The sequence below is a fragment of the Deinococcus sp. HSC-46F16 genome, from assembly GCF_024171495.1.
GTDB lineage: Bacteria > Deinococcota > Deinococci > Deinococcales > Deinococcaceae > Deinococcus.
In genome coordinates, this window is record NZ_JALJZW010000007.1 from 37,352 (window position 1) to 64,055 (window position 26,704).

At 71.9% G+C, this 26,704-nt stretch carries 30 protein-coding genes; 21 read left to right on the plus strand and 9 right to left on the minus strand.

The window, feature by feature from the left end:
* Nucleotides 1–2: 2 nt before the first annotated feature.
* The 3 genes from L1280_RS13550 to L1280_RS13560 all read left to right on the plus strand — a co-directional run bounded on the left by L1280_RS13550 (nt 3) and on the right by L1280_RS13560 (nt 2,948).
* On the plus strand, nt 3–821 hold the full coding sequence (locus L1280_RS13550; protein ID WP_253582820.1) for a hypothetical protein: 819 nt from the start codon (nt 3–5) through the stop codon (nt 819–821).
* Nucleotides 818–1,255, plus strand: coding sequence for a hypothetical protein (locus L1280_RS13555; protein WP_253582821.1), 438 nt, complete (start codon nt 818–820; stop codon nt 1,253–1,255). Before L1280_RS13550 ends, L1280_RS13555 begins: the two co-directional genes overlap by 4 nt.
* A gap of 73 nt (nt 1,256–1,328) precedes the next feature.
* Nucleotides 1,329–2,948 carry a HAMP domain-containing protein gene (locus tag L1280_RS13560; RefSeq protein ID WP_253582822.1) on the plus strand — a complete coding sequence of 540 codons (1,620 nt, stop codon included), beginning with the start codon at nt 1,329–1,331 and terminating at the stop codon, nt 2,946–2,948.
* Between the two features lie 64 nt (nt 2,949–3,012).
* On the opposite strand, the gene L1280_RS13565 is transcribed toward L1280_RS13560, so the two are convergent.
* The 4 genes from L1280_RS13565 to L1280_RS13580 all read right to left on the minus strand — a co-directional run bounded on the left by L1280_RS13565 (nt 3,013) and on the right by L1280_RS13580 (nt 5,899).
* On the minus strand, nt 3,013–3,978 hold the full coding sequence (locus L1280_RS13565; RefSeq protein ID WP_253582823.1) for a hypothetical protein: 966 nt from the start codon (nt 3,976–3,978) through the stop codon (nt 3,013–3,015).
* Nucleotides 3,975–4,481: a PH domain-containing protein gene (locus L1280_RS13570; RefSeq protein ID WP_253582824.1), complete on the minus strand. Its 507-nt coding sequence runs from the start codon at nt 4,479–4,481 to the stop codon at nt 3,975–3,977. Before L1280_RS13570 ends, L1280_RS13565 begins: the two co-directional genes overlap by 4 nt.
* Nucleotides 4,482–4,512: 31 nt before the next feature.
* Nucleotides 4,513–4,839 (minus strand): HNH endonuclease, encoded by a 327-nt coding sequence (locus tag L1280_RS13575; RefSeq protein WP_253582825.1) that lies wholly within the window; start codon nt 4,837–4,839, stop codon nt 4,513–4,515.
* 139 nt (nt 4,840–4,978) lie between these two features.
* The gene (locus L1280_RS13580) at nt 4,979–5,899 is read right to left on the minus strand and encodes a DUF1517 domain-containing protein (protein ID WP_253582935.1); all 921 of its coding nucleotides are present in this window, start codon (nt 5,897–5,899) and stop codon (nt 4,979–4,981) included.
* A gap of 153 nt (nt 5,900–6,052) precedes the next feature.
* Between L1280_RS13580 and L1280_RS13585 the strand changes: the two genes are divergently transcribed.
* The 4 genes from L1280_RS13585 to L1280_RS13600 all read left to right on the plus strand — a co-directional run bounded on the left by L1280_RS13585 (nt 6,053) and on the right by L1280_RS13600 (nt 10,046).
* Nucleotides 6,053–6,439, plus strand: coding sequence for a hypothetical protein (locus tag L1280_RS13585; protein ID WP_253582826.1), 387 nt, complete (start codon nt 6,053–6,055; stop codon nt 6,437–6,439).
* 57 nt (nt 6,440–6,496) lie between these two features.
* Nucleotides 6,497–7,387 carry a YtxH domain-containing protein gene (locus L1280_RS13590; protein ID WP_253582827.1) on the plus strand — a complete coding sequence of 297 codons (891 nt, stop codon included), beginning with the start codon at nt 6,497–6,499 and terminating at the stop codon, nt 7,385–7,387.
* A 116-nt stretch (nt 7,388–7,503) separates the two neighbouring features.
* A complete protein-coding gene (gene clpS / locus L1280_RS13595) occupies nt 7,504–7,833 on the plus strand; it encodes an ATP-dependent Clp protease adapter ClpS (protein WP_253582828.1) in 330 nt (109 codons plus the stop codon).
* On the plus strand, nt 7,830–10,046 hold the full coding sequence (locus L1280_RS13600) for an AAA family ATPase (RefSeq protein ID WP_253582829.1): 2,217 nt from the start codon (nt 7,830–7,832) through the stop codon (nt 10,044–10,046). Before clpS ends, L1280_RS13600 begins: the two co-directional genes overlap by 4 nt.
* Here L1280_RS13600 and L1280_RS13605 read toward each other — a convergent pair.
* A complete protein-coding gene (locus L1280_RS13605) occupies nt 10,033–10,812 on the minus strand; it encodes a hypothetical protein (protein WP_253582830.1) in 780 nt (259 codons plus the stop codon). The two genes, L1280_RS13600 and L1280_RS13605, sit on opposite strands and share 14 nt — an antisense overlap.
* Nucleotides 10,813–10,820: 8 nt before the next feature.
* Nucleotides 10,821–12,047 carry an FAD-dependent oxidoreductase gene (locus L1280_RS13610; RefSeq protein ID WP_253582831.1) on the minus strand — a complete coding sequence of 409 codons (1,227 nt, stop codon included), beginning with the start codon at nt 12,045–12,047 and terminating at the stop codon, nt 10,821–10,823.
* 68 nt (nt 12,048–12,115) lie between these two features.
* Between L1280_RS13610 and L1280_RS13615 the strand changes: the two genes are divergently transcribed.
* Nucleotides 12,116–13,057 carry a hypothetical protein gene (locus tag L1280_RS13615; protein WP_253582832.1) on the plus strand — a complete coding sequence of 314 codons (942 nt, stop codon included), beginning with the start codon at nt 12,116–12,118 and terminating at the stop codon, nt 13,055–13,057.
* A gap of 55 nt (nt 13,058–13,112) precedes the next feature.
* On the plus strand, nt 13,113–13,436 hold the full coding sequence (yidD, locus tag L1280_RS13620) for a membrane protein insertion efficiency factor YidD (protein ID WP_253582833.1): 324 nt from the start codon (nt 13,113–13,115) through the stop codon (nt 13,434–13,436).
* 3 nt (nt 13,437–13,439) lie between these two features.
* Here the strand turns inward: yidD and L1280_RS13625 are convergent, their stop codons facing one another.
* On the minus strand, nt 13,440–13,997 hold the full coding sequence (locus tag L1280_RS13625; RefSeq protein WP_253582834.1) for a putative glycolipid-binding domain-containing protein: 558 nt from the start codon (nt 13,995–13,997) through the stop codon (nt 13,440–13,442).
* Nucleotides 13,994–15,100: a Gfo/Idh/MocA family protein gene (locus tag L1280_RS13630; protein ID WP_253582835.1), complete on the minus strand. Its 1,107-nt coding sequence runs from the start codon at nt 15,098–15,100 to the stop codon at nt 13,994–13,996. The genes L1280_RS13625 and L1280_RS13630 overlap by 4 nt, the downstream gene beginning before the upstream one ends.
* A 111-nt stretch (nt 15,101–15,211) precedes the next feature.
* Between L1280_RS13630 and L1280_RS13635 the strand changes: the two genes are divergently transcribed.
* The 4 genes from L1280_RS13635 to L1280_RS13650 are packed head-to-tail and all read left to right on the plus strand — an operon-like array spanning nt 15,212 to nt 17,522.
* Nucleotides 15,212–15,787 carry a GNAT family N-acetyltransferase gene (locus L1280_RS13635; protein ID WP_253582836.1) on the plus strand — a complete coding sequence of 192 codons (576 nt, stop codon included), beginning with the start codon at nt 15,212–15,214 and terminating at the stop codon, nt 15,785–15,787.
* Complete coding sequence (locus L1280_RS13640) at nt 15,753–16,316, plus strand: GNAT family N-acetyltransferase (RefSeq protein WP_253582837.1); 564 nt, start codon at nt 15,753–15,755, stop codon at nt 16,314–16,316. Before L1280_RS13635 ends, L1280_RS13640 begins: the two co-directional genes overlap by 35 nt.
* Nucleotides 16,317–16,342: 26 nt before the next feature.
* Nucleotides 16,343–16,900 carry a GNAT family N-acetyltransferase gene (locus tag L1280_RS13645; RefSeq protein WP_253582838.1) on the plus strand — a complete coding sequence of 186 codons (558 nt, stop codon included), beginning with the start codon at nt 16,343–16,345 and terminating at the stop codon, nt 16,898–16,900.
* Nucleotides 16,901–16,910: 10 nt separating this feature from the next.
* The gene (locus tag L1280_RS13650; RefSeq protein WP_253582839.1) at nt 16,911–17,522 is read left to right on the plus strand and encodes a hypothetical protein; all 612 of its coding nucleotides are present in this window, start codon (nt 16,911–16,913) and stop codon (nt 17,520–17,522) included.
* 108 nt (nt 17,523–17,630) lie between these two features.
* Here L1280_RS13650 and L1280_RS13655 read toward each other — a convergent pair whose 3' ends face one another.
* Entirely contained in the window at nt 17,631–18,947 is a 1,317-nt protein-coding gene (locus tag L1280_RS13655; RefSeq protein WP_253582840.1) for a S41 family peptidase, read from the minus strand.
* A gap of 158 nt (nt 18,948–19,105) precedes the next feature.
* Between L1280_RS13655 and ftsE the strand changes: the two genes are divergently transcribed.
* The 8 genes from ftsE to L1280_RS13695 all read left to right on the plus strand — a co-directional run bounded on the left by ftsE (nt 19,106) and on the right by L1280_RS13695 (nt 26,696).
* Nucleotides 19,106–19,789 (plus strand): cell division ATP-binding protein FtsE, encoded by a 684-nt coding sequence (ftsE, locus tag L1280_RS13660; protein ID WP_253582841.1) that lies wholly within the window; start codon nt 19,106–19,108, stop codon nt 19,787–19,789.
* Between the two features lie 151 nt (nt 19,790–19,940).
* Entirely contained in the window at nt 19,941–20,804 is an 864-nt protein-coding gene (locus L1280_RS13665; protein ID WP_253582842.1) for an ABC transporter permease, read from the plus strand.
* A complete protein-coding gene (locus L1280_RS13670) occupies nt 20,801–22,657 on the plus strand; it encodes a peptidoglycan DD-metalloendopeptidase family protein (protein WP_253582843.1) in 1,857 nt (618 codons plus the stop codon). Before L1280_RS13665 ends, L1280_RS13670 begins: the two co-directional genes overlap by 4 nt.
* 131 nt (nt 22,658–22,788) lie before the next feature.
* Nucleotides 22,789–23,037: a 30S ribosomal protein S16 gene (rpsP, locus tag L1280_RS13675; RefSeq protein ID WP_152867947.1), complete on the plus strand. Its 249-nt coding sequence runs from the start codon at nt 22,789–22,791 to the stop codon at nt 23,035–23,037.
* Between the two features lie 95 nt (nt 23,038–23,132).
* The gene (locus L1280_RS13680) at nt 23,133–23,594 is read left to right on the plus strand and encodes a hypothetical protein (protein ID WP_253582844.1); all 462 of its coding nucleotides are present in this window, start codon (nt 23,133–23,135) and stop codon (nt 23,592–23,594) included.
* 22 nt (nt 23,595–23,616) lie between these two features.
* Nucleotides 23,617–24,423, plus strand: a complete 807-nt coding sequence (locus L1280_RS13685) for a hypothetical protein (RefSeq protein WP_253582845.1) — start codon at nt 23,617–23,619, stop codon at nt 24,421–24,423.
* Nucleotides 24,424–24,531: 108 nt separating this feature from the next.
* The gene (miaB, locus tag L1280_RS13690; protein WP_253582846.1) at nt 24,532–25,911 is read left to right on the plus strand and encodes a tRNA (N6-isopentenyl adenosine(37)-C2)-methylthiotransferase MiaB; all 1,380 of its coding nucleotides are present in this window, start codon (nt 24,532–24,534) and stop codon (nt 25,909–25,911) included.
* A 68-nt stretch (nt 25,912–25,979) separates the two neighbouring features.
* Nucleotides 25,980–26,696, plus strand: coding sequence for a metallophosphoesterase (locus L1280_RS13695; protein WP_253582847.1), 717 nt, complete (start codon nt 25,980–25,982; stop codon nt 26,694–26,696).
* The last annotated feature ends 8 nt before the right edge of the window (nt 26,697–26,704 follow it).

The following is a 26,704-nucleotide window of genomic DNA, read 5'->3' on the forward strand; positions in this document are numbered from 1 at the left end:
CCATGCCCCAGCCCCGGCTCCCCCTTCCGCCTGAACCCGCCGTGTACCGCGGCCTGCACACCGACCACTACCCCTGGACCGAGGTCACGAGCGATCTGCTGACCCGCCAGGGCCAGGGCCTGAGCGCCGTGTTCGACGCGCAGCAGGGGCCGCACTGGGCACGCTTCGTGTGGGTCGGCGGGGCGCTGCGCGGCGGGTTCACCGCCGGGGGCGAGGTGGGCTGGCCGCAGGCGATGGCCGGACTGCCCCGCGCCCAGGTTAGCCTGACGCCGCTGCCCCCGGCCGTCGCCGAAACCCTCTGGGCCGCCCGCACCCGCACCCCGCAGCCGCTGGAAGAAGGCTGGCCCGTGGGCCGGGCGCGGCTGGAGGGGAGCCGCTTTTCCGGCGTGCTGCTCGCGGACGGGGCGTGCAGCTACTGGCAGGGCGGGCAGCTTCTGGGCGGAACGTTGCCGGAGCCGGGCGCCGCGTGCGAGCTGCTGGGCGAGGCGGCGCAGGCCCCCTCCGACACCGAGCTGCTGGCCTTCTGGCAAGACCTCCTCGAGACCACGCACCGCCACGCGCCGCTGGACGAGGCGTGGCGCACCGTGTGCGTGCGGCTGGCGGCCGAGCACGCCTGCCTCGACCCCTTCGCGCGGGAGGTCACCGTGCAGGGCGGGCGCCTGACGGTGGACCCCGGCGTGCCTGCCCAGGAACTGCACCCGGCCCTGCTCGCCGCCTTCCGCGCCAGCCTCGCGCGGCTGGGGCAGCCGCTGGATGACCTGCCGCTGGGCACCCTGCCGGACCGGCCCGAGTGGCGGGCCGCCGGGCTGGGGGCCGCGTGACCGCCGCGTCGCTGGCGGGCGGCGCCCCGGCGGGGGTGCCCACCTGGCCCGCAGGCCTGCGCGACGAGCTGCCGCTGCCCTTCGTGCTGTGGCGGGTGCTGCACCACATCGACGGGGTCCGCACGGCGGCCGAGGTCGCCGCCCTGGCCCGCGTGAACGCACCCGACGTGGGAGCGGCCGTGACGCAGGCTGACGCCTGGGTCCGCCGGGCGGCGCAGCGCACCCAGCCCGTCACCGACGAGGTGCTGGGCGCCGTGACCGCCTGCGTGATCGCGGCCGTCGGGCCGATGGGCGAATTCGTGGTGGACGACGTGCTGGACGAACTGGGGGACAGTCCTACCCTCAGCGCCCTGCTCTCGGCCCTCGCCCAGCAACTCGGCGAGGCGCAGGTGCCGGTCTTCGTGCGCCACCTGCGGGCGCGGGACCTCGCGTGACCCTTCCCACCTCCCCCACTCCCCTGCCCACTGACTGCTGGCCCGCTCGGCGCGTGGCCCGGAAGGAACTCCCATGAAGTACACGGTCGTGATTCGCCAGCCTGTTCCCGACGGGGTGCGCCCCGAACTCGAAGCGCAGCTCGTCTCGCGCTTCGGCCTCTCGCCCGAGCAGGCCGCCCGGCTGGCCTCGCGGCGCTCGGGCCGCCTGATGAAGCCCAGCGGGCGCCCCCGCGCCGAGCTGCTGCTGCGCGTCTTCGAGGAGGTCGGCGCCGCCGTCGCCCTCGAGGAGGTGCGCGACGAGACGCGGCTGGACGTGAGTCCTTTCGAGGGGGGCGGCGCCGCGCCGCTGACTCCCGGTCCCCGCGCCGGCGCGGCAGACGACGTGGAACTCGCCCCCGCCGCGCCGCTGGGCGGTGCCGACCCCTTTGGCGGACTGGGTGGTATTCCGGGCCTCGACGCCGATCCCTTCGCCATGCCGGTGCCGGTCGGCGCCGAAGCCACCCGCGAGCCGGTGCTGGCGACGGCCGGGCTGGCTGGGGCTGGGGTGCTGGGAGGCCTGGGCGGGCTGGGAGGCAGCACGACCGTCTTCTCGCCCGACCCGCCCGCCCCCCGCGTGACCGGGCCGGACGCGGCTCCCGTGCCTGCCGGAGACGACTCGTGGTCGGACTTCACCGGGGCGCTCACGTTGAGCGGCGCTCCGGCGGCTCCGGCCCCCGAGGCGGCAGCGGCGGGGACCGGGGCGGACGCCGACCGCTTCCTGAGCGCCGTGGCGGCCGAGGGCAGCGCGGCCCCGGCGGGACGGCGGCGCAGCCTCGCGCAGCAGCTCATCGTGGCGTCGGTCGCGCCGCTGGGCGTGGCGGCGGGCCTCTCGCTGCTCTCGCTGGCCGTGCTGCTCCCGAACGCGCAGCAGCGCCTGATTCGCCAGAACGCCGAGGCGGTCGCGGTCGCGGTGGGCACCAGCCTCGACACCCGCGACCAGGAGACGGTGAATGCCCAGCTCGACGCCCTCCTCAAGCGCTCGGCGGTGGGCTTCGTGGAGGTGGAACTGCCCGACGGTACGGTCTACTTCCGCAGCCAGAATCCGGGGCTGGACGGGGCGCTGCAGGGTCAGGTCGCCGACTTCATCAAGGCCAACCCCCAGACGGGCACCTTCGTGAACCGGGGCACCCCGGCCGACGCCTACCGCGAGCAGCTCGCGCAACTCGAGGAGGTCGGCGCGGGCGAGTCGGCCCAGGCCCGCGAGCTGCGTGCCCTGGCCGAGAACGAGGAGAACCAGCGCGGCGGCAACGAGACCTTCATCGTGAGCCGTCTGGGTGTGGTCGAGGGCCGTGACGGGGTCCGCACCCCGGTGGACGCCTCCGAGCGTTCGGGCGACCTGCTCTACCGCATCGCGGTGGGTGTGGACAGCACCGACGCGACCCGGCGCCTGCGGACCACCTTGCTGCTGGTGCTGGGGATCTCGCTGCTCGCTGCGCTGGCCGCCGCCCTGCTGACCCTGCGGGCCACCCGCCGGATCGTGCAACCCATCGAGCGCCTCGTGAAGTCCGCCGAAGCCATCAGCATGGGCGACCTCGCCCAGCCGGTGCGGGCCGACCGCAACGACGAGATCGGCGACCTCGCGCAGGCCCTGGAGCGCATGCGCCTGAGCCTGGAATCGGCCATGGAGCGCCTGCGGCGGCGCAAGCGGGCGTAACCCGACGTGGGGAGGGGGAGGCCGGGAGGGCGAACACGCGCCCCTCCCGGCCTCCCCGCTTGAGCTACACCTCGATGCGGAAGGGGTCTTGCAGCCCCGCGCCCGCCGTCTCGCGGGCCACGGCGGGCGCGTAGCTCAGGGCGAGCACCGCGCGGTAGGTGCGCTCGGCCAGCTCGCGGTCACCCTGGGCGTCGCGGACCTGCCCCAGCCGGGCGAGCACCAGCCCCGGCAGGCTGCGGGGTTCGTCCCCGCGCAGGGCGTGCGCGGCCCGCTCCAGCCGGGTGCGGGCCGCGTCCAGGTCCCCCACCGCGAGGCACAGCCCCGCGCCCGCCGCGAGCAGCTCGGCTTCCGGCGTCACCGCGTCGCCTTCCTCGCGGTCGAGGGCCGAGAGCAGGGCCTCCAGATCGTCCTCCTCGCGCAGTTGCCAGGCGCGGTCAGCCAGCGCCCGCCGCCGCGACGTTTCGCCGGGCGCGAAGCCGGTGAGGTCGGGCAGGGCGGCCCCCGGCACCCGGTCCCGCAGCGCGAAGAGGTCGTCCAAGGGCGCCAGGACGGCCCCGGAGCGGCCCGCCAGACCCTGTGCCACCTCCCCCAGCCGCCGCTCGCGCCAGCGGGTGCCCGGTCCCTCGCCCAGTGCGTCACGGACGGCGGCGTGGTAGCGGGTGACGGCCTCCTCCATCTCCGGTGCCAGCACCCCCGGCAACGTCAGCGGCGCGGTCAGCACGGCCGTGAACTCGGCCTCGGCGCGGCCTGCCGCCCGCAAGCGTTCGCGACCCTGGGGGTACTGGTTGAGGAAGCCCACGAGCTGCTCGTGCTCGGCGGCGGCCGGGGCGGGGTCGGAGAGGGGCAGGTCCTCCAGCCCGAATCCGGCGGCGGGCAGCGCGTCGCGCAGGGGGTGGTCGGGGTCGGGGCCGCTGGCCCACAGGACCTCGCGCAGGCCCAGACAACGCAGCGCCTCTGCCAGCGTGCCCGCGTTGAGCTGGGGGTGCATCCGCAACAGGTCGCCCAGATCGGGCAGCAGGACGAGGCTCATTCCTCCACCCGTGACCCGCGCCGGGCCAGGGCTGCCAGGAAGCCGCCGGGGTCCGCGGGTGTCAGGAAGTAGACCTGCCCGCCCGATTCCAGCAGCACCCCGCCGCCCGTGCGGGTCGCCGCCGCCCGCACGTTCCGCGCCGCCGGGTCCGGCCCGAAGGTGAAGTTCCCGGTGAGGTAGCCCGGCAGCCCGGTGCCGAAGGTCCGCAGCCCCAACCGTCCCGCCGAGCGCCGCGCCCGCAACCCGGCATAGGGCAGGACCGTGCGGCTCAGCAGGGTCTGGATAACGACGCCATCGCCGGTCAACTCGTACCTCAATCGGCGCGGAGCCAGCCAGAAGCCCAGACCCGTCAGCAGGGCCACGGCGAGGAGTTCGGGGTGAGGCGGGGAGCGGCCCTCGTCGGGCAGGAAGGCAGCTCCCGCCAGCAGCAGCGGTACGCCCAGCGTCACGAGGCGCAGGGCGGGCGGCGACTCTGGGGAGGCGAGGGGCACGGGGGTGGACATGCGGGCAGTCTAGGCCGCGACAGCCTCCGGGCTACCGCACGCGCACCGCCTTGCTCGCGGGCTGCCCCCGCACCCAGGCCACGAAGCGGCGCACGTCCTCGTGTGCCAGCAGGGCCTCTACGCTGGAATATTCGCCCGCCAGCTCGGCATTGCTGAAGGTCCGGTGCAGGAACTTGTGACAGGCGGGGCACAGCATCACGGTGGGCAGCTCGTGAATCTTGACCCCCTGGCGCCGCCCCTGCGACCGGGGCACGAGGTGGTGCTCGGTGAGCACCGGGGTTTCGCGCCCGCACAGGCCGCAGACCTCGGGGGCGCGGGGCGGCGGGGGCCAGTTGGACTCGGGACGGCGGCGGGCCACCCGGCGATGATGCCGTCCCTGGCGGCGGGGGACCGGGTGGGGCGTTACGAGGGCGGGGTGTGGGGAGTGGTCAGTGGGACGTGGAACAAGGGGCAGAAGCGGTTGCCCCACCCTCCACTTCCTGCTCCCCACTGCCCACTTACAGCTTCGTCAGCCCCGGATACTTGCGGATCGCCTCGTCCTCCGAGAGGAACTCGCCCTCCGCGTCGGGACTCCAGACCACCTCGGCGCGGATCAGGTCGCCGGGCGCCACCGCACTGATGGCCGAGAGGGCCGCGCGGGCCTCCTGCGCGGTGGTCACGCCCGCCGGGGGCAGGTCGCCCAGGGTGTGGGCGGCAACCGCGATCGTCACGGCGAGGTAAAGGTCGGTGCCATCGGGCTGGAAGGTGTAATCGCCGCGCTGCTCGAAGCCCGTGCTTGGGTCGCGGTTCTGGTAGTTGCTGGTGGTCTGCACGGTGAAGGCGGCGCGGGCCTCGGTCGCCCAGGCCCCCACCTGGCTGTCGGCGGCGCCCGCCGAACCCTGCGCCCGCTGCACCTCGCCGTAGACCCAGCGCTCGGGGTGGCGCAGCAGCACCAGGGCCGCCTCCTGAAGCATCCGGGCCAGCCCCGCGTTGGAGTCGGGATCGCCCGAGCGGGCCACCCGCTGAAGGTCGCGCTTGACCTCGTCGCCCTCGGCGAGCAGGAGTTGCACGCTGACCGCCTGCGCGGTCCCGCTCAGGCTCCCCGCACCGCCCAGCCCCCGCGCCCCGCCCGCCATGCTGCGGCGCATGAAGCCCAGCACCCCCATCACGACCACGCCGAAGAGCAGCAGCCCGATGATCCCGAAACCGCCCCCCCCGCCGACGTAGCCCGGCCCGAAGCCCCCCCCGCCGATGATGATGGGGCCGGAGTACCCTCCACCGTAGCCCCCACCGTAGCCGCCTCCATACCCGCCGCCCCCGCCGAAGCTGCCCCCACCGCCGCTGCCGCCGCCTCCGAACCCCCCACCACTGCTGCTGCCCCCGAAGCCGCCGCCCGACTGCGCCGCCGCCTCGCCCAGCAGCGCCAGCGCGGCGACCATCACGAGCAGCAGCGCGGCGAAGGGGAGCGCCGCCCGCAAGGAACTTCTGGCAGCAGACAAACCCACTCGGTTCGGCCCAGCTTCTTTCGGCATGGGGGCAGTCTAGGCCGAGGGGCGAGCCCGTGGCGTCCCCCTCCCCCTTACACTGCCCCCATGAACGCCTCCGCCTCCTCCGTCCTCACCCTGACCCCCGACGAGTGGGACGCTTTCCTGGCCCGCCTCTACGAGCGCGACGAACGGCTGGACGTGCGCACCCCCGGCGAGACTTATCCCCCCGAGGAAGGCGTGGACGCCTATGTCCTGAGCGCCCACGCCGAGGCCCTGCGCAGCGCCGAGGTGGACGGCGACGTGTGGGGCACCCTGGAAGACATCGAGGAAACGGCGGGGAACGAGGAGGACGCCTGGGCCAAGATCGTCGCCTTCTACCTCGACCGGGGGTGCGTGCTCGTGCGCGTGACCGGCTCCGAGGAACCCGAGGAATGGTTGCTGGAAGAGGGGCTGGCGCGGCGGCTGGGGCTGCACCGCAGCGCGGCGGGGTGAATCTGGGCTGATGCCCCCCTCATCCGCTCATGAGAGGCGGGGGCCTAGGCTGACCCTATGTCGCAGAACAGTCACTTTCCCACCAAACGCCTCCTGCTGCTGGGTGCCCTGATCGGGGCCGGGGCCTACTACCTCAGCCGCGAGCAAAACCGCAGGGCGCTCGACGCCAAGCTCGCCGAACTCGGCCTCAAGGACGCCGCCGAGAATGTCGGCGAGAAGGTCAGCCAGGGCTGGGAGAAGACCAAGGACGCCGCCGCAAGTGCCGGGGCCGTGATCGCGGACAAGGCCGAGGAGGTCAAGGACGCGGCCCAGCAGGGCGGCGTGCAGGCTGCCGTGGACAAGGCCAGGGAAGTCGCGGGGGAGGCCGGGGTCGCCGTGAAGGGCGCCGCCGCCGAGGCCGGGGACGCTGCCCGTGACGTGGCGAACACGGCCAAGCGCGAGGGTCAGCATGTGGGCGGCGAGCTGAAAGACGCGGCCCAGGACGCCCAGCGCGACGCCAAACAGGCGGTGAACCAGGCCAAAGAGACGGCCCAGGACAAGGCCCAGGACCTCAAGCGCGATGCCCAGCAAACCGCGCAGCAAGTGAAGGCTGACGCCAAGGACGCCGCCGCCGACATGAAGGCCGGGGCCAACCAGGCCGCCGCGCAGGCCAAGGACATGGCCCAGGACGCCAAGCAGGGCGCCCAGAACGCCGCCGCCCAGGCGCGGGACACGGCCCAGGACGTGAAGCGCGACGCGCAGCAGACCGCCGGGCAGGTCAAGGCCGAGGTGCGCGACGCGGCCACCGACCGGGGCGCGGGCGCCGGGCAGGCTGGGACCCAGGCCAAGGCCGACGCGCAGGAGGGCGCCAGCGACATGCAGCGCCTCGTGCAGCAGGCCCTCAACGAGACGAAAAAGGCCTCCGACGAGGTCCGCAGCGACGTGAAGGACGCCAACCGCAAGATGTAATCCGTCCCCTCTGGGACACCACGAAGCCTCCCCACGCGGGGAGGTTTTCGTTTCTCCCTCCCCCGACCGTGAGCCCTGCCCCGGCCCCCCTCCCCTGCCCCCGCTAGACTCGCTCCATGACGCGCAGGGACGCCGACCCCACCACGCAGGGGCGCACGCAGACGCTGGAGCGCACGCAGACCCAGCGGCCCCGGCTGTACCGGGTGCTGCTGCTCAATGACGATTACACGCCGATGGACTTCGTGGTAACGGTGCTGGAACACCACTTCCGCAAGTCCGAGCAGGAGGCCCAGCTCATCATGCTGGCGGTCCACCACAAGGGGCAGGGCGTTGCCGGGGTCTACACCCGCGACGTGGCCGAGACGAAGGTGGCGCGGGTGACGGCCGAGGCGCGGCAGCACGGCTATCCGCTGCGGCTGGTGGCCGAGCCGGAGGCGAGCGAATGATCGGCGACCACCTGCAAGTCACCCTGGGCCGCGCCGCCGACTACGCGCGGGAGGCCGGGCACGAGTACGTCACGCTGGAGCACCTGCTGCTGGCCCTGACCCACGACCCGGAGGCACGGGAAGCCCTGCTCGCCGTCGGTGCCGACGTGGAGCGGCTGCGCGACGAGCTGCATGAATTGCTGGACGGCTTCGAGAGCGTGGAAGACGCCGAACCCGACTTCACCCTGGGGGTTCACCGGGTGGTGCAGGGCGCGGTGCTGCAACTGCACGCCAGCGGCAAGGGCCACGAGCAAGCCGACGGCGCCCGTGTGCTCGCCGAGCTGCTGGAGGAGGAGGACTCGCCCGCCCGCGCCGCGCTGGAGGCGCAGGGGGTCACCCGGCTGGACGTGCTCGCCTACGTGTCCCACGGGGCCGCCAAGGTGCCGGGCCGTGAGCGCGAGCGCCGGGCGGCCGGGGTGGACGGCGAGGCCCCGGAGGAGGCCGCCGCCGAGCAGAACCCGCTGGAGGCCTACGCCACCGACCTCACCGCGCAGGCGCGGGCGGGGGAGTTCGACCCGGTCATCGGGCGTGAGGCCGAGCTGGAGCGCACGGTGCATATCCTGGCCCGCCGTGCCAAGAACAATCCCGTGCTGGTGGGCGAACCCGGCGTGGGCAAGACCGCGCTGGCCGAGGGGCTGGCGCAGCGGGTGGCGGACAGCCAGGCGCCCGGCTTCCTGCGGGGCGCTTCGGTGTACGCCCTCGACCTGGGGGCGCTGCTCGCCGGGACGCGCTACAGGGGCGACTTCGAGCAACGGCTCAAGGCCGTCCTGGCTGCGCTGGACGGGCAGAACGCGGTCCTCTTCATCGACGAGCTGCACACGCTGGTGGGTGCCGGGGCCACCGAGGGCGGCAGTGTGGACGCGGCGAACCTGCTCAAGCCTGCGCTGGCGCGGGGCAAGCTGCGGGTGCTGGGGGCCACCACGCCCGCCGAGCTGCGCCACCTCGAACGCGACCGGGCGCTGTGGCGGCGCTTTCAGACGGTGGATGTGCCCGAGCCCTCCGAGGAGGACGCCCTCGCCATCCTGCGCGGGCTGGCGCCGGGCTACGCGGCGCACCACGGGGTCACGTACACCGACGCGGCGCTCTCGGCCGCCGTCCGGCTGTCGGCCCGGCACCTGCGCGACCGCTTCCTGCCCGACAAGGCGATTGACGTGCTGGACGAGGCGGGGGCGGCCCGCTCCTCGGCGGGGCAGGGCGGCGAGATCGGGGAGGCGGACATCGAGGCGACGGTGGCGCGGATGGCCCGCGTGCCCGTCGGCGCGGTGAAGGCCGAGGAGGTGCGCTCGCTCGCCACGCTGGAAGCCGACCTCAAGGCCCGCGTGTTCGGGCAGGACGCCGCCGTGGAAGCGGTCGCCAGCGCCGTCAAGCTGGCCCGCGCCGGGCTGCGCGACCCCCAGAAGCCGCAAGGGGCTTTTCTCTTCGCGGGGCCGACCGGGGTGGGTAAGACGGAGCTGGCGCGGGCGCTGGCCGACCGGCTGGGGGTGGAGCTGCTGCGCTTCGACATGAGCGAGTACCAGGAGGCGCACACGGTGGCGCGGCTGGTGGGCGCCCCTCCCGGTTACGTGGGCTTCGACCAGGGCGGCCTGCTCACCGACGCGGTGGCGAAGAACCCGCACGCGGTGCTGCTCCTCGACGAGATCGAGAAGGCGCACCCCGACGTGTACAACCTCTTCCTGCAACTGATGGACCACGGCACCCTGACCGACCACACCGGCAAGAAGGTGGACGGGCGCGGCCTGCTGATCGTCTACACCACCAACGCCGGGGCCGCCGACGCCAGCCGACCCGCCCTAGGCTTCTCGCGGGAGGGCCGTGCGGGCGAGGAGGCGGAGGCCATCAAACGCACCTTTACCCCCGAGTTCCGCAACCGCCTCGACGCCGTGATTCACTTCCGGCCCCTCTCGCGGGAGGTCATGGGGAACGTGGTGGACAAGTTCCTGCGGCAGTTGGAAGGGCAACTCGCCGAACGTGGCGTTTCGCTGACAGTCACGCCCGCCGCCCGCGCCCGGCTCGCACTGCTGGGCTACGACCCGCAGATGGGGGCGCGGCCCCTCGCCCGCGTGATCGAGGAACGCGTGAAGCGCCCCCTGGCCGACGAGCTGCTGTTCGGGCGGCTCAGCGGCGGCGGCACGGTGACGGTGGACGCGGACGGCGAGGGCTTCAGCTTCCGCTGACCCACTCCCAGGTCGGGAGGTCTTCGCACAGCACTTCCAGAATGTGGCTGTTGGACGCGATCAGGAGGTGGCGGTAGCGTGGGCGGCGGCGCTGGGCCTGCCACTGGGAGTCCTGAACGCGGGCAATCTCGGCTTGTGCCTCAGCCAATTCTTCCGGGGAGGGCGGTTGGGGGCCAGACCAGACAAACGCAAAATCGCTGCCCCAGCCCGTGTCCTCAGGCCGCGCGTCCTCCGGGAAAAAGCGTCCGGTCGGCTTCAGGTGAGGGCTGCGGAGGCGCTCGCGCTCGCTGAGGGCGACGGGCACTCCGTAGGGCGGAAACGTGTCCGTGTTGTCGTTCTCCTCCAGCATCTCGGTGATCCAGGGACTGGGGTCGTTGACCACCTCGTACAGCCAGGACTGGGGGAGGCCCTGCCGCACCGGGTGGAAGGTGCCGTATGGCCCGCCGTAGTACTCGTCGTAGCTCTCCAGGGCAAAGACCTGATTGGGAAAGTGGGTTTGGCCCTCAAAGCGGCTTTCCCAGGTCAGGCGCAGGAGGCGGTCATGGTGCCGGGGGTCAGGCTGCCCGCCCGGCCCCTGCCAACCGTCGTCCTCGGACGCCCGGTAAAACTCGTCCGCGAGGTCCACCCTCAGGCGGCCCCGGCTGGGGTGGAGGTCTGTGCGGAGGATGTTGATCCAGTCGCCGGGAAAGGAGGCGACCGCTTCCAGCAGCCCCTCATCGGGCCAGAGGGCGAACCTCGCCTGGGCAAAACGGGCGTGTCGGGCCATAGCTCAAGCTAAAGCCGGGTCGCCCGCCACCGCGCCCGCAGCCGTTCCGGGCGCAGGCCGTAGGCGGTCACGTAACCAGGAACTCCCTGCAAGCCGGGCACCCCCTGAAGCAGCCGCAGCAGCAGGCTGGGCACATGCAGCGGCTGGGCACCGTCCAGGCCCTCGACCTCCCGTTCCTCGATGACCTGCTGGGCTTGCAGCACGGCGATCTGCCAGGCCCGTTTGCGCTGTACGCGGGCAAGATGCCGGGGCCGCAGCCGCCCCGAGCGCAGGGGACCGCACAGAACATTCATGGCGGCCACCGCGTCCTGCACGGCCATATTGATGCCCAGCCCGCCGATGGGCGAGATAGGGTGGGCCGCGTCCCCGATCAGGAGCAGGCCGGGGCGCCACCAGCGCCGCACGCGGGCGACCTCCACGGCGAGGAGGTGCAGCTCGCGCCAATCGGTCAGGAGGGGCACCCGTCCGGCCAGCCAGGGCACGGTGGCCGCCACTGCCTCGCGAATAGGCTCCACGCCTGCCGCCCGCGCCGCCGCGTAACTCCCCTTGCGGATGGAGTAGCCCACCTGCCAGCGCTCGCCGTGGTCGGTGGTCACGATACAGTGCGGACCGCGTAGGTGCAGGTCAATGCTGCCACCAGGGTCGTCCGCGTGCCGGGGCAGCGAGAACCACAGCACGTCCTGCCCCGGCGAGAGCCGCCGCAATTCCAGCCCCGCGAGGTCGCGCACCTTGGAAAATCGCCCGTCCGCCCCCACGGTCAGCGCGGCGGGAAGGTCATGCAGCGCCCCGGCCCGGCGGTAACGCACGCCCCGGACCTCACCGCCCTCCTCCAGCAGCCCCTCCACCCGAGCGCCCATGACCACCCGCGCATGGGGGAAGCGCCCCAGCTCGGCGGCGAGGAAGGTTAGAAAGCGCGACTGCGCCATCACCGTGAGGTAGGGGTAGGGGGTCCGCAACCGCGAGAAGTCCGCGATGACCTGGGTGCCTCCCGCCCGCACGAGGCGTGCCCGGTGCGCCCGCGTGTGCGGCAGGCCCAGAACGGGCGCGGCCAGTCCCAGCCCGGCGAGGAGTTCCATGATCGCGGGATGCAGGGTGTCGCCCCGGAAGCGGCGCTGAAAGTCGCCCGCTGCCTCCAGCACCGTCACCGGGATGCCCTGCCGGGCCAGCAGCAACGCCAAGATCATCCCCGCCGGGCCTCCCCCCACGATGCACACGTCCTGCGGCCCCGGCGACATGGCGGGCATTCTGGTCCGGTGAGGTCGGGGCAGGCTGTAAGGAATGCTGCGGGTGTACGCTGCCACTCGTGAACACACTCACAACTCGGCGGGCGGGGGTGGAGGATGTGGGGCAGCTCGTACCGTTGCTGCTCGCGGCGGCCCAGCAGCGGAGGGAGCTGGCACCGGACCTCTGGGCGCCACACCCGGACGCGGAAGCACGGGTGCGGGCGCGGCTGGAGCGCGAATTGGCACAGCCGGAGCGGTTTGCCTGGTTGCTGGCCGAGCGCGGCGGGAAGGCGGTGGGCGTCGTGTCAGCGGGTCTCTTTCCTGCCCCGCCCGTGTATCAAAGTCTGCTCGCGGGACTGAGCGGGGATGAGCTGTACGCGGCGGACCCGGAAGTCCTCGCCGCGCTGCTGGACGGGGCCGAAACATTCGTGTGGGAAGGTGGCGCGGCGGTCCTCGTGACGGCCTGCCCTACCCGTGCCTCCGAGCGGCTGGCCCACCTCACGGCGCGGGGTTACCGGCCCCTCACCTTCTGGATGACTCGCTCGGTGGACCCCCAGGCGACCCGGCCCCCGTCCGTGCGCCCGGCGACCGAGGCCGATCTTCCCGCACTGGTGCGCCTGAACGCTGCCGCGCAGGAAGGCAAACGCCGCGCCAACCCCCGCTTCTGGACGCCGCACCCGGACGCCCCAGCCCGCTTTGAAAGCTGGATGCGCCACTCGCTGACCCGGCCCGACCGGGACGTGCTGGTCCACGAGGGTCCGAACGGCGTGGACGGCTTCGTGGTGCCGCAGCCCACGGGCCTTTCACCCGCGCACGACGCGGCCGGGGTCGGCACGCTGGATGACCTCGCGGCGGCTGACTGGGCCACCTTCAGCCCGCTGCTGGAGGGGGCGCACCATGCTCTCGCCGTGCGGGGGGTCCGCACCGTGCAGGCAATCTGCCCCACTGGGTGGCCCGAGCGCCGGGCAGCGCTGGATGCGGCAGGCTTCCGCACGGCGAACCTGTGGCTGCTCAAGGATTGAGCCGTCTTCACACGTTCCGGCAAGGCAGCGGGCCACCACCCATTACGCTCCCCCCATGCCCACTCCCCTTGACCGCCTGACCCTTTCCGGCATCCGCCTCTACCAGCAGCATCTCTCGCCGCGCAAGGGCTTTCGCTGCGCCCACGCCGCGTTGCACGGCGGCGAGTCGTGCTCGGCGGCGGTGGCCCGCATCGTGCGGGAAGACGGGCTGGTGCGGGGGCGCCTCCGAATTGCCGCCCGGTTCGGGGCGTGCCGGGAGGCCCATAACGCCATCTATAACAGCTCGCACGGCGGCTCGCCGCTCGCGCTGGGGTCGAGTGTGGAGACGCGCGGCGTGTGCTGCATCGGGCCGATCCCGATTCCTTTCCGGTGCGGGTGAGGCTTAAGCCAACCGCTTAAAGGCGTCCGGGTAGAGCGTCACCAGCCTTGCCCCATCCACGGTGATCTCGTTGCTGTACCCGCTGTCCAGATTCTCGTAGCGGTAGGTGTCCTCTCCCGTCCGCGTGTAGCGCTGGCGGGTGGGCCGTAGGTCCAGCGAAGGCACGTCTACCCAGACGGCCCACACTTCCTGGCCCTCCCCCACGCGCAGGCTCAAGCGGCGCAGGGGGAGAGTGTTGGTGAACGGTGTGACGCGGATGTCCACGTCGGTACAGCCTCGCAGCAGTGGGAGACCCTCTTGCTCCGCCGTGGTCCATTCGCCCCCGCCCGACCGGGAGAGGTCCAGATGCCGCCCATCATCCACGTCGCAGCGCAGGCGCATAGGATGACCGTCCTTTCCGAGATCAAGCCAGTAAAACAGAGTGAAGGGTTGCCCCTCGCTGATGCCGATGACGGTCCCTGTCGCCTCTGCCCAGGGAGACAAGTGGAGGTGTTCTAGGCTGGGACGGTCAGGATTCAGGCTCCGCCAGACGACCTTGACCTCGTCCGTTCCCTGCCTCACTCCCGCCCCGGCACCTGCGGCGGCGTGCCCCGGAAGGCGTCCCGGCCCTCCACCCGCTCCAGCCGCACGACCTGCCTCGTCCTCGCGCTCTCGTAGATCGCGTCCATGATGCGGTGGTCCTGCACGCCCTCCTCGCCGGGGGTCCAGGGCTTCTTGCCGTCGCGGACCCGCTGGGCGAAGTGGTCCATCTCCAGCCCGAACTGGTCCTCGTCGGGGAGCTTGGGCTGGAAATCGCCCTCGCCGTCGGAAATGGTCAGTTCCAGGCCCTGGTAGGTGTAGGCGGGGTCCATCAGGACGGTGCCTTTCTCGCCCAGCACGCGCAGGGTGGCGGTCTTCTGGGTGCCGTAGCTCGTCAGGCCGTTGGCGATCACGCCGCCGGGAAAGCCCAGCATGAAGCTGACCGACTCCTCGACCTCGCGGAAGCGCTCGTCATCCTGCGGCTGGTGCTGCGCGGCGAAGACCCACTCGGGTTCCTGACCCAGCACGAAGCGGATGGTGTTCAGGCAATAGATGCCCACGTCCACCAGGGGACCACCGCCCGCGAGGTCACGCTTCATGCGCCATGCCTCGGGGTCGTCCTGGACCTGACCGTGGATGGAGTCCACGAGCTTGACCGGGCCAAGTTTGCCCCCCTGCACGGCGTCCCGCGCGGCCCAGTGCTGGGGCGTGTACTGGCAGCGGTAGGCGGTCATCAGCAGCACCCCGGCGTCCCGGCAGGCGTCCACCATCGCCTGCGCGTCCCCGGCGTTCACACCCAGCGGCTTCTCGCACAGGACGTGCTTGCCCATCCGCGCGGCCCGCTCCACGTACTCGCGGTGCAGGGCGTTGGGGAGGACGATATAGACCGCCTCCACATCCTCGCGCTCGGACAAGCGCTCAAAGTCCTCGTAGCTGTACACGTCCTCCTCGGTGAGGTCGTAGGCCCGCGCAAAGGCCACGCCTTTGTCCCTTTCGCTGGTGACGAGGGCTGCGACGTAGGCGTGCTCGCTGGTCCGGGCGGCGGGAATCAGCTCGTCGGCGCTGAGTTCCCCGATGCCGACGATGGCGTACCCGGCGCGGCGACGCCCAGATTCGGGGTGTTCGATGTCCGGTTTCAGGGGCATGGTTCACCGTAAGCGGTCGGGGCGACCCGCGCCAGTCAGGGCTTCTTCACCGCTCGCCCACACGCCATCCGGCCGATGCCCGCAGCGGAGTCATCTGGCAGCCTGGGGCGAATGCCTCCCCTCACCCTGCGCGAGCGTCAGCCCGGCGACCTCCCCACCTTGCACCGCTGGCTGCACGCCGAGACAGACCCGGAATGGAAACGCTGGGACGCGCCGTACTTTCATGCCGCCCGCCCCGCCTCTCCCCTGTCGCTGACGGAGTACACCGAGCGGGCACAGGCCGAACCGCCCTCGCCCCACCGCCAGATCATCGCGTTGGAGGGCACCTGCATCGGCATGGTCACCCGCTGGGAGGAGGCCCCGGCGGGCGGCGGTTGGTGGGAACTCGGCGTGCTGATCTACAACCCGGCCCACTGGGGCGGCGGGCTGGGGACGCGGGCGCTGGGGCTGTGGACCGACGCGACCTTCCGCGAGACGGACGCGCATGTCCTCACCCTGACCACCTGGAGCGGCAACGGGCGGATGGTCCGGGCCGCCGCACGGGTGGGCTACCACGAATGCGGGCGGGTGCCGGAGGCGCGGGCGTGGAACGGGCAGCGCTGGGACAGTGTGCGGCTCGCCCGGCTGCGGCGCGGGTGGGAGACTGGGCGGCATGACCCCCCGCATTCGCCCGGCCCAGACCTTTGACGCGGCCTTTGCCGCCCCGCTGATTCAGGAGGCCATCGGGCGGGTGGGCCAGCACCTGACGGGCACCACGACCGACGGGGACGCCGCGCACGTCATCGCTGAATTCTTCGTGACGCGGGGCAACCGCCTGAGCTTCATCCACACGCTGATCGCCGAGGGGGAGGAGGGCCGTCCGGTGGGCCTCGCCGTGCTGTATCCCGGCGAGTTCGCGCAGGCGCTGGACGGGCCTTTCCGCGAGCACCGCCGCTCGCTGGGGCTGGACCCGGCCATTCCCACCGAGGCGGAGGCGGGCGAGCTGTACCTCGACACTCTCGCTACGGTCACCGCCGCGCGGGGGCGGGGCGTGGGTCGGGCACTGATTGAGGCCTGTGCGGAACGGGCACGGGCACTCGTCCTCCCCCTGACCCTGCTGGTGGAGGACGGCAATCCGGCGGCGCGCCTGTACGCCCGCAGCGGCTTCGTGGCGGTGGGCCGTCAGAACCTCGCGGGACACACCTACACGCGCCTGGCCCGGCGGCCTGACGTCTGACGGGGCCGGAGCCTATACTCCGCGCCGTGACCCCTGCCCTGCCTTCCCTCCCGGTCACGCTGCGCGACCGCCGAGCAGACGACCTCCCCACCCTGACCCGCTGGCTCACCGACCCGGGGGCCGAGTGGCGGCGCTGGGACGCGCCCTATTTCCCGGCGGCGGGCACCACCCGCACGATGGAGGCGTATGCCGAATACCTGGCAGCACACGGCCCCGACGCCGACGAGCAGGTCATCGACGTGGACGGCGTGGTGGTCGGGATGGTCAACCGCTCGGAGGAGGAGCCGGAGGGCGGCGGCTGGTGGGACCTCGGCATCCTGATCTACGACCCGGCGTACTGGGGAGGCGGCGTGGGCACGCGGGCGTTGAGCCTGTGGGTGCAGGACACGCTGGACTGGACCGACGCGCACGTCCTGACCGTGACCACTTGGAGCGGCAACGAGCGGATGCTGCGCCTCGGGCAGCGGCTCGGCTTCCGTGAGTGCGCCCGCGTGCGGCAGGCGCGGCTGTGGGAGGGCGAGCGCTACGACAGCGTGCAGATGGACCTGCTGCGCGGGGAGTGGCGCGGCCTGCCCCAGCCATGAGTCCCCAACCATGACCAAAAAACAGCCCCGCCCCACCCGCGAGAAGCCCCTGACGCCGCCCGGCTTCCTGGCGACCCAGGACCTCAAGGAACGCGGCTGGACGCCGGGCCTGATTCGCAAGTTCCTGGGCGAGCACGACGACACCCGCCCCAACGGCCTGAAGATGGGCCGCCGCCGCCTCCCGCCCGTCAAGCTCTACCGCGAGGAACGGGTGCTGGACGCCGAGCGCGAGGAAGCCTTCCTCGTCGGCCAGGCCCGCGCCGCCGACGCCCGTGCCCGCGCCGAACGTGCCCGCGAGGAACGGGCGGCGAAACGGGCCGCCCTGCTGGACGCCGCCGCCGAGAGTTACCTGCCCATCATCCACCCCGAGCCGCTCAGGAAGGGCGCAGTGAGAAAGGCCCGTGAGCCGTACCTGCCAGGGCTGGAAGACACCCTCTCGCGCCTGATGCGGGAAATCGAAAAGGTTACCCCCCGCGAGGAAGCCGAACTCCGCGCCCGCCTGATGGAGCGGCTGCACACGGCCCTTGCCGCCGCCTATCCCTGGTATCCGGCCCCGCAGGAGAAGAAAGCGGCCAGCCGCGAGGCGAAACCCAGCGACTGGCGGGAGTGGGAGTGGGATTGAGGGGCGGCCAGCTTCCAGCGGACAGCCGCCAGCAAACAACAAAAAAAGCCCCAGCCGAAGCTGAGGCCCTCTGATCCTGCTGATGGCTGAAAGCTGACCGCTAACGGCTTACTTCAGCGTCTCCACCGCCCGCCGCAGGATCGCGTCCCCGGCGAGGTCCACCGTCGCCTCGCCCTGGGTGGTCGAGCGCACCGGACGCTTGACTTCGGCGGTGTAGGTGAACTTGCCGTCCTTGTCGGCGGTGACCGTCACGGGCTTGCCCTCTACGGTCAGGGTGACCTTGGCGTTCGGCGTCAGGCCGCTGCCGCTGAAGTTGAAGGGGGTGGTGTAGCGGGTGTCGGTGACGGCCACGTCGGGCGTGATGCCCTTCTTGTGGATCTCGCGGCCCTGGGGGGTCAGCCACGCGCTGTTCACGATGGCGACCTTGCCGCCGTCCACCGTGTCCACCGGAATCTGCGCCACGCCCTTGCCGAAGGTCTGCTCCCCGATGATGGTCGCCCGCTTGAGGTCCTGCAGGGCACCCGCCACGACCTCGCTCGCGCTGGCGCTGTTCTTGTTGACCAGCACGACGAGCTTGCCCGCATAGTCGGTGGGGCGGTTGGCGGCGCGGCCATACACCTGAGCGCGGCCCGTGCGGTCCTTGAGGCTCACGATGTTGCCCGACCCCAGGAACTGGTCGGCCACGTCCACGCCCGCGTTCAGCAGGCCGCCGCCGTTGTCGCGCAGGTCCAGAATCAGCTTCTGCACGCCCCTCTGCTTCATGGAGGCGACCGCCGCGCGGAACTGCTCGCTGGCCTTCTCGTTGTAGAAGGTGTTCAGCGCGATGTAGCCGATATCGCCCGGCAGCACCGTCTGCTCGACGCTCACGATGGTGACCTGGCGGCGCTCCATCTTCACGGTGTAGGGCTTGCCGTTCCGGGCAAAGGTCACGTTGACCGTGCTGCCCTTGGGACCGCGCACCAAGCGCACGATCTCGTCGAGCTTGGAGGTCATCACGTCCGTGTCCCCGATCTTGACGAACACGTCCCCGATCTGCACGCCGCCCTCAGCGGCGGCCCCGCCCTTGTACACGTTGTCGATCTTGCCGCCCGTGCCGTCGGGGTTGGCGGCCACCAGCGTCACGCCGATGCCGCCGAACTCGCCCTGAAGGTTCTGGGTGTCGATGGCGGTGTCGGCGGGTTCGGAGTAGTAGGTGAACTCGTCGTCGAGGCTGCCGAGCGCCCCGTTGATCGCGCCGCGCAGCACCTTTTCCTGGTCAATGGGGTAGAGGTACGAGCGCTGAAGTTCGCCCAGTACCTGGAGGAAGGCCCGGCCCGTCTCCGAGCGGGTGAGGTCGGCCTGGGTGTAGCCGCCGAGCTGCGCGTAGCCGACGGCGGCGGTCGCGGCGAGGGACCCCGCCACCAGCATCATGCGTTTCCGGTTCACGCCTCGCAGGATAGGGCGAACCGGTTAAGAGACTGTGGGAGGCGTTTCACCCGCCCCCACCGGACTCCCCCTCCATGAAGGGCTGGGCTATGCTGGGCCACGAGCATGACCCACCTGCCCCCCTTTTCCCGTGGCCGCGTCCCCGGAGGCTCCGGCGCGTGATCGTCTTTCGCAACGTGAGCCTCGCGTACCCGGCGAGCGGGGCGCTGGCCCTCGACGACCTGAATGTCCGGATTCACAAGGGCGAATTCGTGTACCTCGTGGGGCACTCCGGCGCGGGCAAGAGCAGCTTCATGAATCTGGTGCTCAAGCGGGCGCTGCCCAGCCGGGGCGAGGTGCAGGTCGCGGGCGAACCGCTCTCGCGCTACCGGGGCCGCCGCACCGCGCTGCTGCGCCGCCGCATCGGGACCGTCTTTCAGGACAACCTGCTGCTCGAGCACCTCAGCGCCTACGACAACGTGGCCTTTACCCTGCGCGTGACGGGGGTTCCGGCCCGCGAGTGGCCTGCCCGCGTGGGCACGGCGCTGCGGACGGTGGGGCTGGAGGCCCGGGCGGACGCCCGCCCAGTGCAGCTCTCGCAGGGCGAGCAGCAGCGGGTCGCCATCGCCCGCGCCATCGTGGCCGACCCGCCGCTGCTGCTGGCCGACGAGCCGACCGGGAACCTCGACCCCGACCACGCCCGCGAGGTGCTGCGGGTGCTGCAACACGTCAACCTGCGCGGCACCACGGTGGTCCTCGCCACCCACGCCCGCGACCTCGTGGAGACCTTCCGCCACCGCACCCTGACGCTGCGTCAGGGGCGACTGGTGCGTGACGATCTGGCGGGGGGATACGCGCTGTGAGGGCGCTCCGCGCCCGCGCCCGGTCGAGGAGTCGAGAAGTCGAGGCGGCGAACACCCTCGACCTCTCGACCTCTCGACTTCTCGACGGCGGCCCCTACCCGCCGAGCCGCCCCCGCCCCGTCCCCACCCCCACCCGCGCTGGGGGCCGCCCATGACCTACCACTTCCGTCAGGCCCTCCTCGCCATGCGCGGCAACCTCACCGCCACGCTGGGCACGCTGACCACCATGACCCTGACCCTGCTGATGCTGGGCGGGGTGCTGCTGCTCACGCTGAACGTGAACCGCACCCTGGAGGGGCTGGAATCGCAGGTGGAGGTCGCGGCCTTTCTGGAGGGCGGTGCGGATGGGGCGGCGCTGCTGGGGCAGATTCAGACTCTCCCCGGCGTGCGCGAGGCCCGGCTGGTGTCCAGCGAGGAGGTCCTCGCGGAGATGACCCGCGACTACCCCTCCACCGCCGAGGCGACGGGTCTGGTCGGCAACCCCTTCCCCGACACACTGCGGGTGCGGGTGGGCCGGGTCGAGGACTCGCGCCCGGTGGCCGAGGCAGTCTCGAAGCTCCCCGGCGTGGAGGACGTGGAATACGGGGCCGGGTACGTGGACCAGGCGGTGCGGACGCTGACCACCGTGCGGGCGGCGGGGTACGGCCTGGTCGCGCTGCTGTTCGCGGGCACGCTGCTGAGCATCCTCAACGCCGTGCGGGTCGCCATGTACGCCCGCCGCAAGGAAATCAGCGTGATGCGGCTGCTGGGGGCCACACGCGGCTTTATCCGCACCCCGCACGTGATTGAAGGCGTGCTGCTGGGCACCCTGTCCTCGGCGCTCGCGCTGGCGGTGCTCGCACCCGGCTACCTCGCCCTGGCCGAGCGGGTGGCGACCTTCGCGCCCGTCTTTCCGGTCGTGCGCGACCTCGACACGCTGCTGCCTCTGCTGGGCGCGGTGGCGATGCTGGGCATCCTGACCGGGCTGGCCGGGAGCCTGTTTGCCACCCGGCGCTACCTGCGGGAGCTGGAGTGAAGAGAAACCCGGGCTGGCCCGTCCTCGTCCTGCTGTCGGCGGCGCTGCTGGCCGGGGCGCAGGAGACCAGCGAGCGGCTCCAGCAGCTTCAGCGCGAACTCTCGCAGCAGCGGCGGCTGGGCGCCCAGCAGGGCCGCGAACTGGCAGACCTGCGCCGCAACATCGCCCGCCTCTCCGCGCAGGGCCGTGAGACGCTGGAGCGGCTGGAGACCCTGTCCGGGCGGGTGGCCGAGCTGGAAAACGAGACGGCCGACCTCGCCCGGCAGGTGCAGGGGGCCGAGCGGGCGCTGGCCGAGACGACGGCAGCGGGGGCAGTCACCCAGGCCCGCGTGACCCGTCTCCAGGCCGACTTGCGCGAGTTGCTTCAGGCCCTCTACCGCGAGCGCAGCGGGCAGTACCTGCGGCTGCTGTCGCAATCGGGCAGTCTGTCGGACCTGCTGATTCGGCTGCGCTACGCGAACCTCTCGGGCGAGCAGCATGTCGCGGTGCTCGAAGACCTGCGCGGCGAGGTCCGCACGCTGGAGACGCAGCGCGAGCGGCAGGCCGCGCAAAAGGCCACCCTGGAGGGCCTGCAAGCCCGCCAGCTCGCCCGGCTGGAGGAGCTGCGGGAGAGCCGCGCCGAGACGGGGCGCCTGCTGGCCGAGCTGCGCCGCGACGAGCAGGGCCAGCGCACCCTGGCCGCCCGCACCCGCGCGGAACAGGCCGAAACCGCCCGCACGATTGACGAACTCGTGGGCGCGGTCGTGAAGGAAAAGGCCCGGCTGGAGGCCGAACGCCTGCGGAGGTTGGAGGAGGAACGCCGCCGCCGCGAGGCTGAGCTGCGCCGCATCCGCGAGGAACGGGAACGCGCCCGGCGGGAGGCCGAGCGCCTCGCCCGCATCCGCGCCGAGCAGGAGCGGCAGGCCCGGATTGCCCGCGAACGCGCCGAGGCGGAGGCGAAAGCCCGAGCGGAGGCCGAGGCGAGGGCCAAAGCCAGAGCCGAAGCCCGCGCCCGTGCGGAGGCCAAGGCCCGTGCCGAAGCCGCCGCCCGTGCCAAAGCCGAGGCCGAAGCCAGAGCACGTGCGGAGGCCGCCGCCCGCGCCCGTGCCAGGGCCGAGGCGAAAGCCAGGGCCGAAGCTCAGGCGAAGGCTGCTGCGGAGGCCCGTGCCAGAGCGGAAGCGGAAGCCCGCACCAGAGCCAGAGCCGAAGCGGAAGCCAAGGCCCGCGCCGAGGCCCAGGCCAGGGCTGCCGCCGAAGCCCGCACGCGGGCCGAAGCCGCCGCCCGCGCCCGCCAGCAGGCCGACGCCATCGCCCGCTCTCAGGCCGAGGCCCGCGCCCGCGAGGCCGAGCAGAACGCCCGCGAGCAGGCCGAGCGCGAGGCAGCCCTGGCCGCTCAGCGCGAACGCGAACAGCGGGTTGCCCAGGAACAGGCCGCCCTGCGCGAGCGTCAGGGGCAGACCCAGCAGGCGGTGGCGGCCACCACCCAGGCGCTCGCGCCGCTGCCCGCCTCGCCCGGCCCGCTGGGCTTCCCGCTGCCGGGAGGCCGGGTCAGCCAGCCCTACGGGTCGAACGGGGCGCAGTGGAGCGTGCTGGAAGCCGCCGAGGGCACCCAGGCCGTCGCCTCGCTGCCGGGCAACGTGATCGCCACGACCTACTACGCCAGCCTGGGCTGGGTGGTCCTGCTCGACCACGGGGCGAAGGTCACCGCGTATTTTGGCCTTCAGGACGCTGCCGTCGAGGTCGGGGCGCGGGTGGGCGCGGGCACGGCCCTGGGCACGGTGGGCGGCAGCCCCATCTTCGGCCCCGGCCGAATGGCCTTCCAGCTCAACGAGGTGTCGGGGGCGTCGCGTCGGCCTGTACCGCCACCCTTCTGACCCCCTTCCCACAGCCCCCCGGCCTCTGCTACTCTCCTTCGGTGCGCTTCCGGTTGGCTGCTGCGGGCGCATGAATCCCGCGACCTAGGCGGGCGCCCCACCCTCACTACTCCAACCCGAGGTTTTTTGTCATGGTCAAGATTCGCCTGTCCCGTTTCGGCTCTGCCCACAACCCCCACTACCGCATCGTGGTGACCGACTCCCGCCGCCCCCGTGACGGCGGCTACATCGAGAACCTGGGCCACTACGACCCCCGCAAGACCAGCGAGACCTACCTCAAGGTCAACGCGGAGCGGGCCGCCTACTGGATCTCGGTCGGCGCCCAGCCCACCCAGACCGCCCGCCGCCTGCTGAAGAGCCAGGGCGTCAAGGTCGCCTGAGGCCACCCGGCACCCGAGAAAGGCTCCCCTCGCGGGAGCTTTTTTGATGGCTCTCCATCAGTTCCCCTTCATGAGGGCGGCCTAAGCTCGCCGGTATGCGTGCCTCCCTCCTCCTGCCGCTGCTGGCCGTCCCCCTGTTGCTTCCCGGCTGTGCACTGGGGGCGAATATCGCCGCGAGTACGGCGCTGGAGCGGGCGATGAACGGCGTGTACGAGGGTACCGGCACCGGGCTGACGGGCCGGGTGCCCTACCGCCTGCTGCTGAGCGTGCAGGAGCGCGAGGGCCGCGCCACGGGCGTGCTGACCAACCTGGAAAGCCGCAAAGCGTATGCCGTGAGCGGCACCTTTCAGCGGGTGGGCACGGCGGGCGGCAGCCTCGAGGTCAACCTCTACGAGGGCGGCGACGCCCTGCGCGGCACCCTGCGGGCCGAGTTGGGGGGGGGCAAGCTGAGCGGGACCCTCCGCACCGTGCTGCTGGGCCGGGAACTGCTCACCTACAACCTCACGCTGGACCGGCAGGAGGCCGGGGCCACGCCCGCCTCTCCCCAGAGCCCCTGACCCCGCCGCAGTAGGGTGAGGCATGAAGAGGTGCCTCGCGCTGGCCGGATGGCTCACGCTGCTCTCCCCCGCCCACGCGGAGGTCCTGCGGTGGGGCACCCTGACCGTGACGGTGACGCCCCGCGCGGAGGGGAACATCGAGGGGGAAGCGCGGGCGGTGGTCAGAAATGGCAACCGCACGGTGCTGACCGTCAGCGGCTGGAACGTGGCGGCCGAGCTACAGCCCCTCCGGCCCGGTGGCCTGCCCGAGCTGGTGCTAAGCACCTTCTCCGGCGGGGCGCACTGCTGCTCGGCGTACTACGCCTTTACCCAGGACGCGGGCCGGGTGGAGAACCTCGCCATCATCGACGGGGGGAATTACGGCCTGCGTTTCGTGGACCTGAACCGCGACGGCACGAAGGAACTCCTGTTCGCCAGCGACCGCCTCGCTTACTACGACTGGCCGTATGCCGTCAGTCCCGCGCTGCTGACTGTGCTGGCCTGGGACGGGGTCCGGCTGGCCGACCGCACCCACGCCTACACCTATGTCCCCGCGCAGGAGGCGGCCCGCAACCTGGGCGACCTGCTGGCCGGGCTGGGCAAGAACGCTGACCTGACCAACCTGAAGGCGCGGCTGGGCGGCTACTACGCCAACATGATCCTCGCGGGGCAGGGCGCCCAGGCCGAAGAGGTGCTGCGGGCGCGGGTCTTCGCCAAGTCCTCCGCCCTGCGCGACTGGTTCCGCCAGCACCGCTCCGGCCTGATCGACGCCACCTACGCCCCCGCCGAGGGCCGCATGCGGGTGGCCGAGCGCACGACGTACCCGCTGAAGGAGCCGGAGCAGCCCTGAGGCGCGGGCGCACCCGGCCCTGCTAGACTCGCGCCCGGCCCGCGCTCAGCGCAGCGTGGCGTACACAGAAGGCCCCGGAATCCCTCCGTCAGGCCGAGGAGAATGAACGTGAAGGCACACCTGATCACCTACGGCTGCCAGATGAACGAGTACGACACCCATCTGGTCGAGTCGCAACTCGTCTCGTTCGGCGCGGACATGGTCCAGAGCGTGGACGAGGCCGATTTCGTCCTTGTGAACACCTGCGCGGTGCGCGGCAAGCCCGTGGACAAGGTCCGCTCGCTGCTGGGCGACCTGCGCAAGCAAAAGGCGCAGCGGCCCCTGGTGGTGGGCATGATGGGCTGCCTCGCGCAGCTCGAAGAAGGCCAGCAGATCGCCCGCAAGTTCGAGGTGGACGTGTTGCTGGGGCCGGGCAGCCTGCTCGACATCGGGAAGGCGCTGGAGAGTAGCGAACGTTTCTGGGGCCTGCAATTCAAGGACGAATTGCACGGGCACGTCCCCCCGCCCCCCACGGGCAAGCTGCAAGCGCACCTCACCATCATGCGCGGCTGCGACCACCACTGCACCTACTGCATCGTGCCCACCACACGCGGCCCGCAGGTCAGCCGTCACCCCGACGACATCCTGCGCGAACTCGACCTGCAACTCGCCGCCGGGGTGCAGGAGGTCACGCTGCTGGGCCAGAACGTGAACGCCTACGGGGTGGACCAGGGCGCAAAGCTCGCCGGATACCCCTCCTTTGCCGACCTGCTGCGGCTGGTGGGGCGCTCGGGCGTGCGCCGGGTCAAGTTCACCACCAGCCACCCCATGAACTTCACGGAAGACGTGGCCGCCGCGATGGCCGAGACGCCCGCCGTGTGCGAGTTCGTGCACTTGCCCGTGCAGAGCGGTTCCAACCGCGTGCTGCGCCGGATGGCCCGTGAATACACCCGCGAGAAGTACCTCTCGCACATCGCGGAAATCAAGAAGCATTTGCCAAACGTGGTGCTGGCGACCGACATCATCGTGGGCTTTCCCGGCGAGACAGAGGAGGACTTCCAGGAGACCCTCAGTCTCTACGACGAGGTGGGCTACGACTCCGCCTACATGTTCATCTACTCGCCCCGCCCCGGCACGCCGAGCTACAAGCACTTTGCCGACCTCCCGCGCGAACTGAAGACCGAGCGGCTCCAGCGCCTGATCGTGCGGCAGAAGGAATGGAGTGCCCGCAAGAACGCCGAGAAGGTGGGCACGGTTCAAGAACTGCTGCTGCGTGGCGACGCCCACGACACGGGCTTTCTGGAGGGCCACACGCGCGGCAACCACCCCACCGTGGTGCCCAAGGCGCTCGGGGCGACGGGAGCGGGCCTCTACCGCGCCCGCATCGAGCACGCCACCCCGCACATGCTGTATGGCCGCCTGATCGGGGAAGACGGCCAGGACCTCCCCGAGCTGCCCCGCTTCAACCCCGAAGCGGCGGCGCTGAGCAGCCCGTTGCAGATGGTGTGAGGGTGGGGGGAGGGGGTCGGAGCGTGGGAGTCCCGGCCCTCTTGCCGTGAGGCTGGCTATCTTGACCCATGCGCCTCGCCGTCTTCGGAGATATCCACGGCAACCTTCCGGCCCTCCACGCCGCTCTGGCCGACATGCGGGCGCAGGGGGCCGACGCTTACCTGTGCCTGGGAGACGTGGCCCTCGGCGGCGTCTGGCCGCGTGAATGTCTGGCCGAGGTCGCCGCGCTGGGCTGCCCCGTGGTGCGTGGCAACGCCGACCGTCTGCTGCTGGAGCCCCTCCAGCCCTTCTCCCCACGCGGCTTCCCGGACGAGGAGAAGCTGCACGAGATCGACGCCTGGGGATACGCGCAACTCACGCCAATCGACCGCAGCCTCGTGGTCTCCTGCCTTCCTTTGGTCGAACTGCCCGGCCTCCTGGGATTTCACGGCAGCCCCGAGCGCGACGACGAGACGCTGGGCGCACAGACCCCAGAGGCGCGGCTAGAAGCGTTGCGGGCCACCTCTGGACAGCACCCCATCTGGGTCGGGGGCCACACCCACAAACCCCTGCTGCGAACGCTGGACGGCTGGACGCTCCTCAATCCGGGAAGCGTCGGCCTGCCTTACGAGCGGAGGGGCGACCGCTACGTCAATCTTGCCCAAGCCAGTTACCTGCTGTTGGGTTCAGCCGGTCAGGTGACCTTCCGAACCGTGCCCTACGACGTGCGGGCGGTGCAGGAAGGCATCCTCGCCAGCGGCGTTCCCCATGCCGAGTGGCTGGCCGCCGAATGGGTGGAGGGCTAGGTTCCTCT

What these genes read in the sequence shown, in the direction of transcription:
- L1280_RS13550 (WP_253582820.1), top strand. Translation starts at nt 3, where the DNA reads ATGCCCCAGCCCCGGCTCCCCCTTCCGCCTGAACCCGCCGTGTACCGC.
- L1280_RS13560 (WP_253582822.1), top strand. Translation starts at nt 1,329, where the DNA reads ATGAAGTACACGGTCGTGATTCGCCAGCCTGTTCCCGACGGGGTGCGC.
- L1280_RS13565 (WP_253582823.1), bottom strand. Translation starts at nt 3,978, where the DNA reads ATGAGCCTCGTCCTGCTGCCCGATCTGGGCGACCTGTTGCGGATGCAC.
- L1280_RS13570 (WP_253582824.1), bottom strand. Translation starts at nt 4,481, where the DNA reads ATGTCCACCCCCGTGCCCCTCGCCTCCCCAGAGTCGCCGCCCGCCCTG.
- L1280_RS13580 (WP_253582935.1), bottom strand. Translation starts at nt 5,899, where the DNA reads ATGGTCGCCGCGCTGGCGCTGCTGGGCGAGGCGGCGGCGCAGTCGGGC.
- L1280_RS13585 (WP_253582826.1), top strand. Translation starts at nt 6,053, where the DNA reads ATGAACGCCTCCGCCTCCTCCGTCCTCACCCTGACCCCCGACGAGTGG.
- L1280_RS13590 (WP_253582827.1), top strand. Translation starts at nt 6,497, where the DNA reads ATGTCGCAGAACAGTCACTTTCCCACCAAACGCCTCCTGCTGCTGGGT.
- clpS (WP_253582828.1), top strand. Translation starts at nt 7,504, where the DNA reads ATGACGCGCAGGGACGCCGACCCCACCACGCAGGGGCGCACGCAGACG.
- L1280_RS13600 (WP_253582829.1), top strand. Translation starts at nt 7,830, where the DNA reads ATGATCGGCGACCACCTGCAAGTCACCCTGGGCCGCGCCGCCGACTAC.
- L1280_RS13605 (WP_253582830.1), bottom strand. Translation starts at nt 10,812, where the DNA reads ATGGCCCGACACGCCCGTTTTGCCCAGGCGAGGTTCGCCCTCTGGCCC.
- L1280_RS13610 (WP_253582831.1), bottom strand. Translation starts at nt 12,047, where the DNA reads ATGTCGCCGGGGCCGCAGGACGTGTGCATCGTGGGGGGAGGCCCGGCG.
- yidD (WP_253582833.1), top strand. Translation starts at nt 13,113, where the DNA reads ATGCCCACTCCCCTTGACCGCCTGACCCTTTCCGGCATCCGCCTCTAC.
- L1280_RS13630 (WP_253582835.1), bottom strand. Translation starts at nt 15,100, where the DNA reads ATGCCCCTGAAACCGGACATCGAACACCCCGAATCTGGGCGTCGCCGC.
- L1280_RS13635 (WP_253582836.1), top strand. Translation starts at nt 15,212, where the DNA reads ATGCCTCCCCTCACCCTGCGCGAGCGTCAGCCCGGCGACCTCCCCACC.
- L1280_RS13640 (WP_253582837.1), top strand. Translation starts at nt 15,753, where the DNA reads ATGACCCCCCGCATTCGCCCGGCCCAGACCTTTGACGCGGCCTTTGCC.
- L1280_RS13650 (WP_253582839.1), top strand. Translation starts at nt 16,911, where the DNA reads ATGACCAAAAAACAGCCCCGCCCCACCCGCGAGAAGCCCCTGACGCCG.
- L1280_RS13665 (WP_253582842.1), top strand. Translation starts at nt 19,941, where the DNA reads ATGACCTACCACTTCCGTCAGGCCCTCCTCGCCATGCGCGGCAACCTC.
- rpsP (WP_152867947.1), top strand. Translation starts at nt 22,789, where the DNA reads ATGGTCAAGATTCGCCTGTCCCGTTTCGGCTCTGCCCACAACCCCCAC.
- L1280_RS13680 (WP_253582844.1), top strand. Translation starts at nt 23,133, where the DNA reads ATGCGTGCCTCCCTCCTCCTGCCGCTGCTGGCCGTCCCCCTGTTGCTT.
- L1280_RS13685 (WP_253582845.1), top strand. Translation starts at nt 23,617, where the DNA reads ATGAAGAGGTGCCTCGCGCTGGCCGGATGGCTCACGCTGCTCTCCCCC.
- L1280_RS13695 (WP_253582847.1), top strand. Translation starts at nt 25,980, where the DNA reads ATGCGCCTCGCCGTCTTCGGAGATATCCACGGCAACCTTCCGGCCCTC.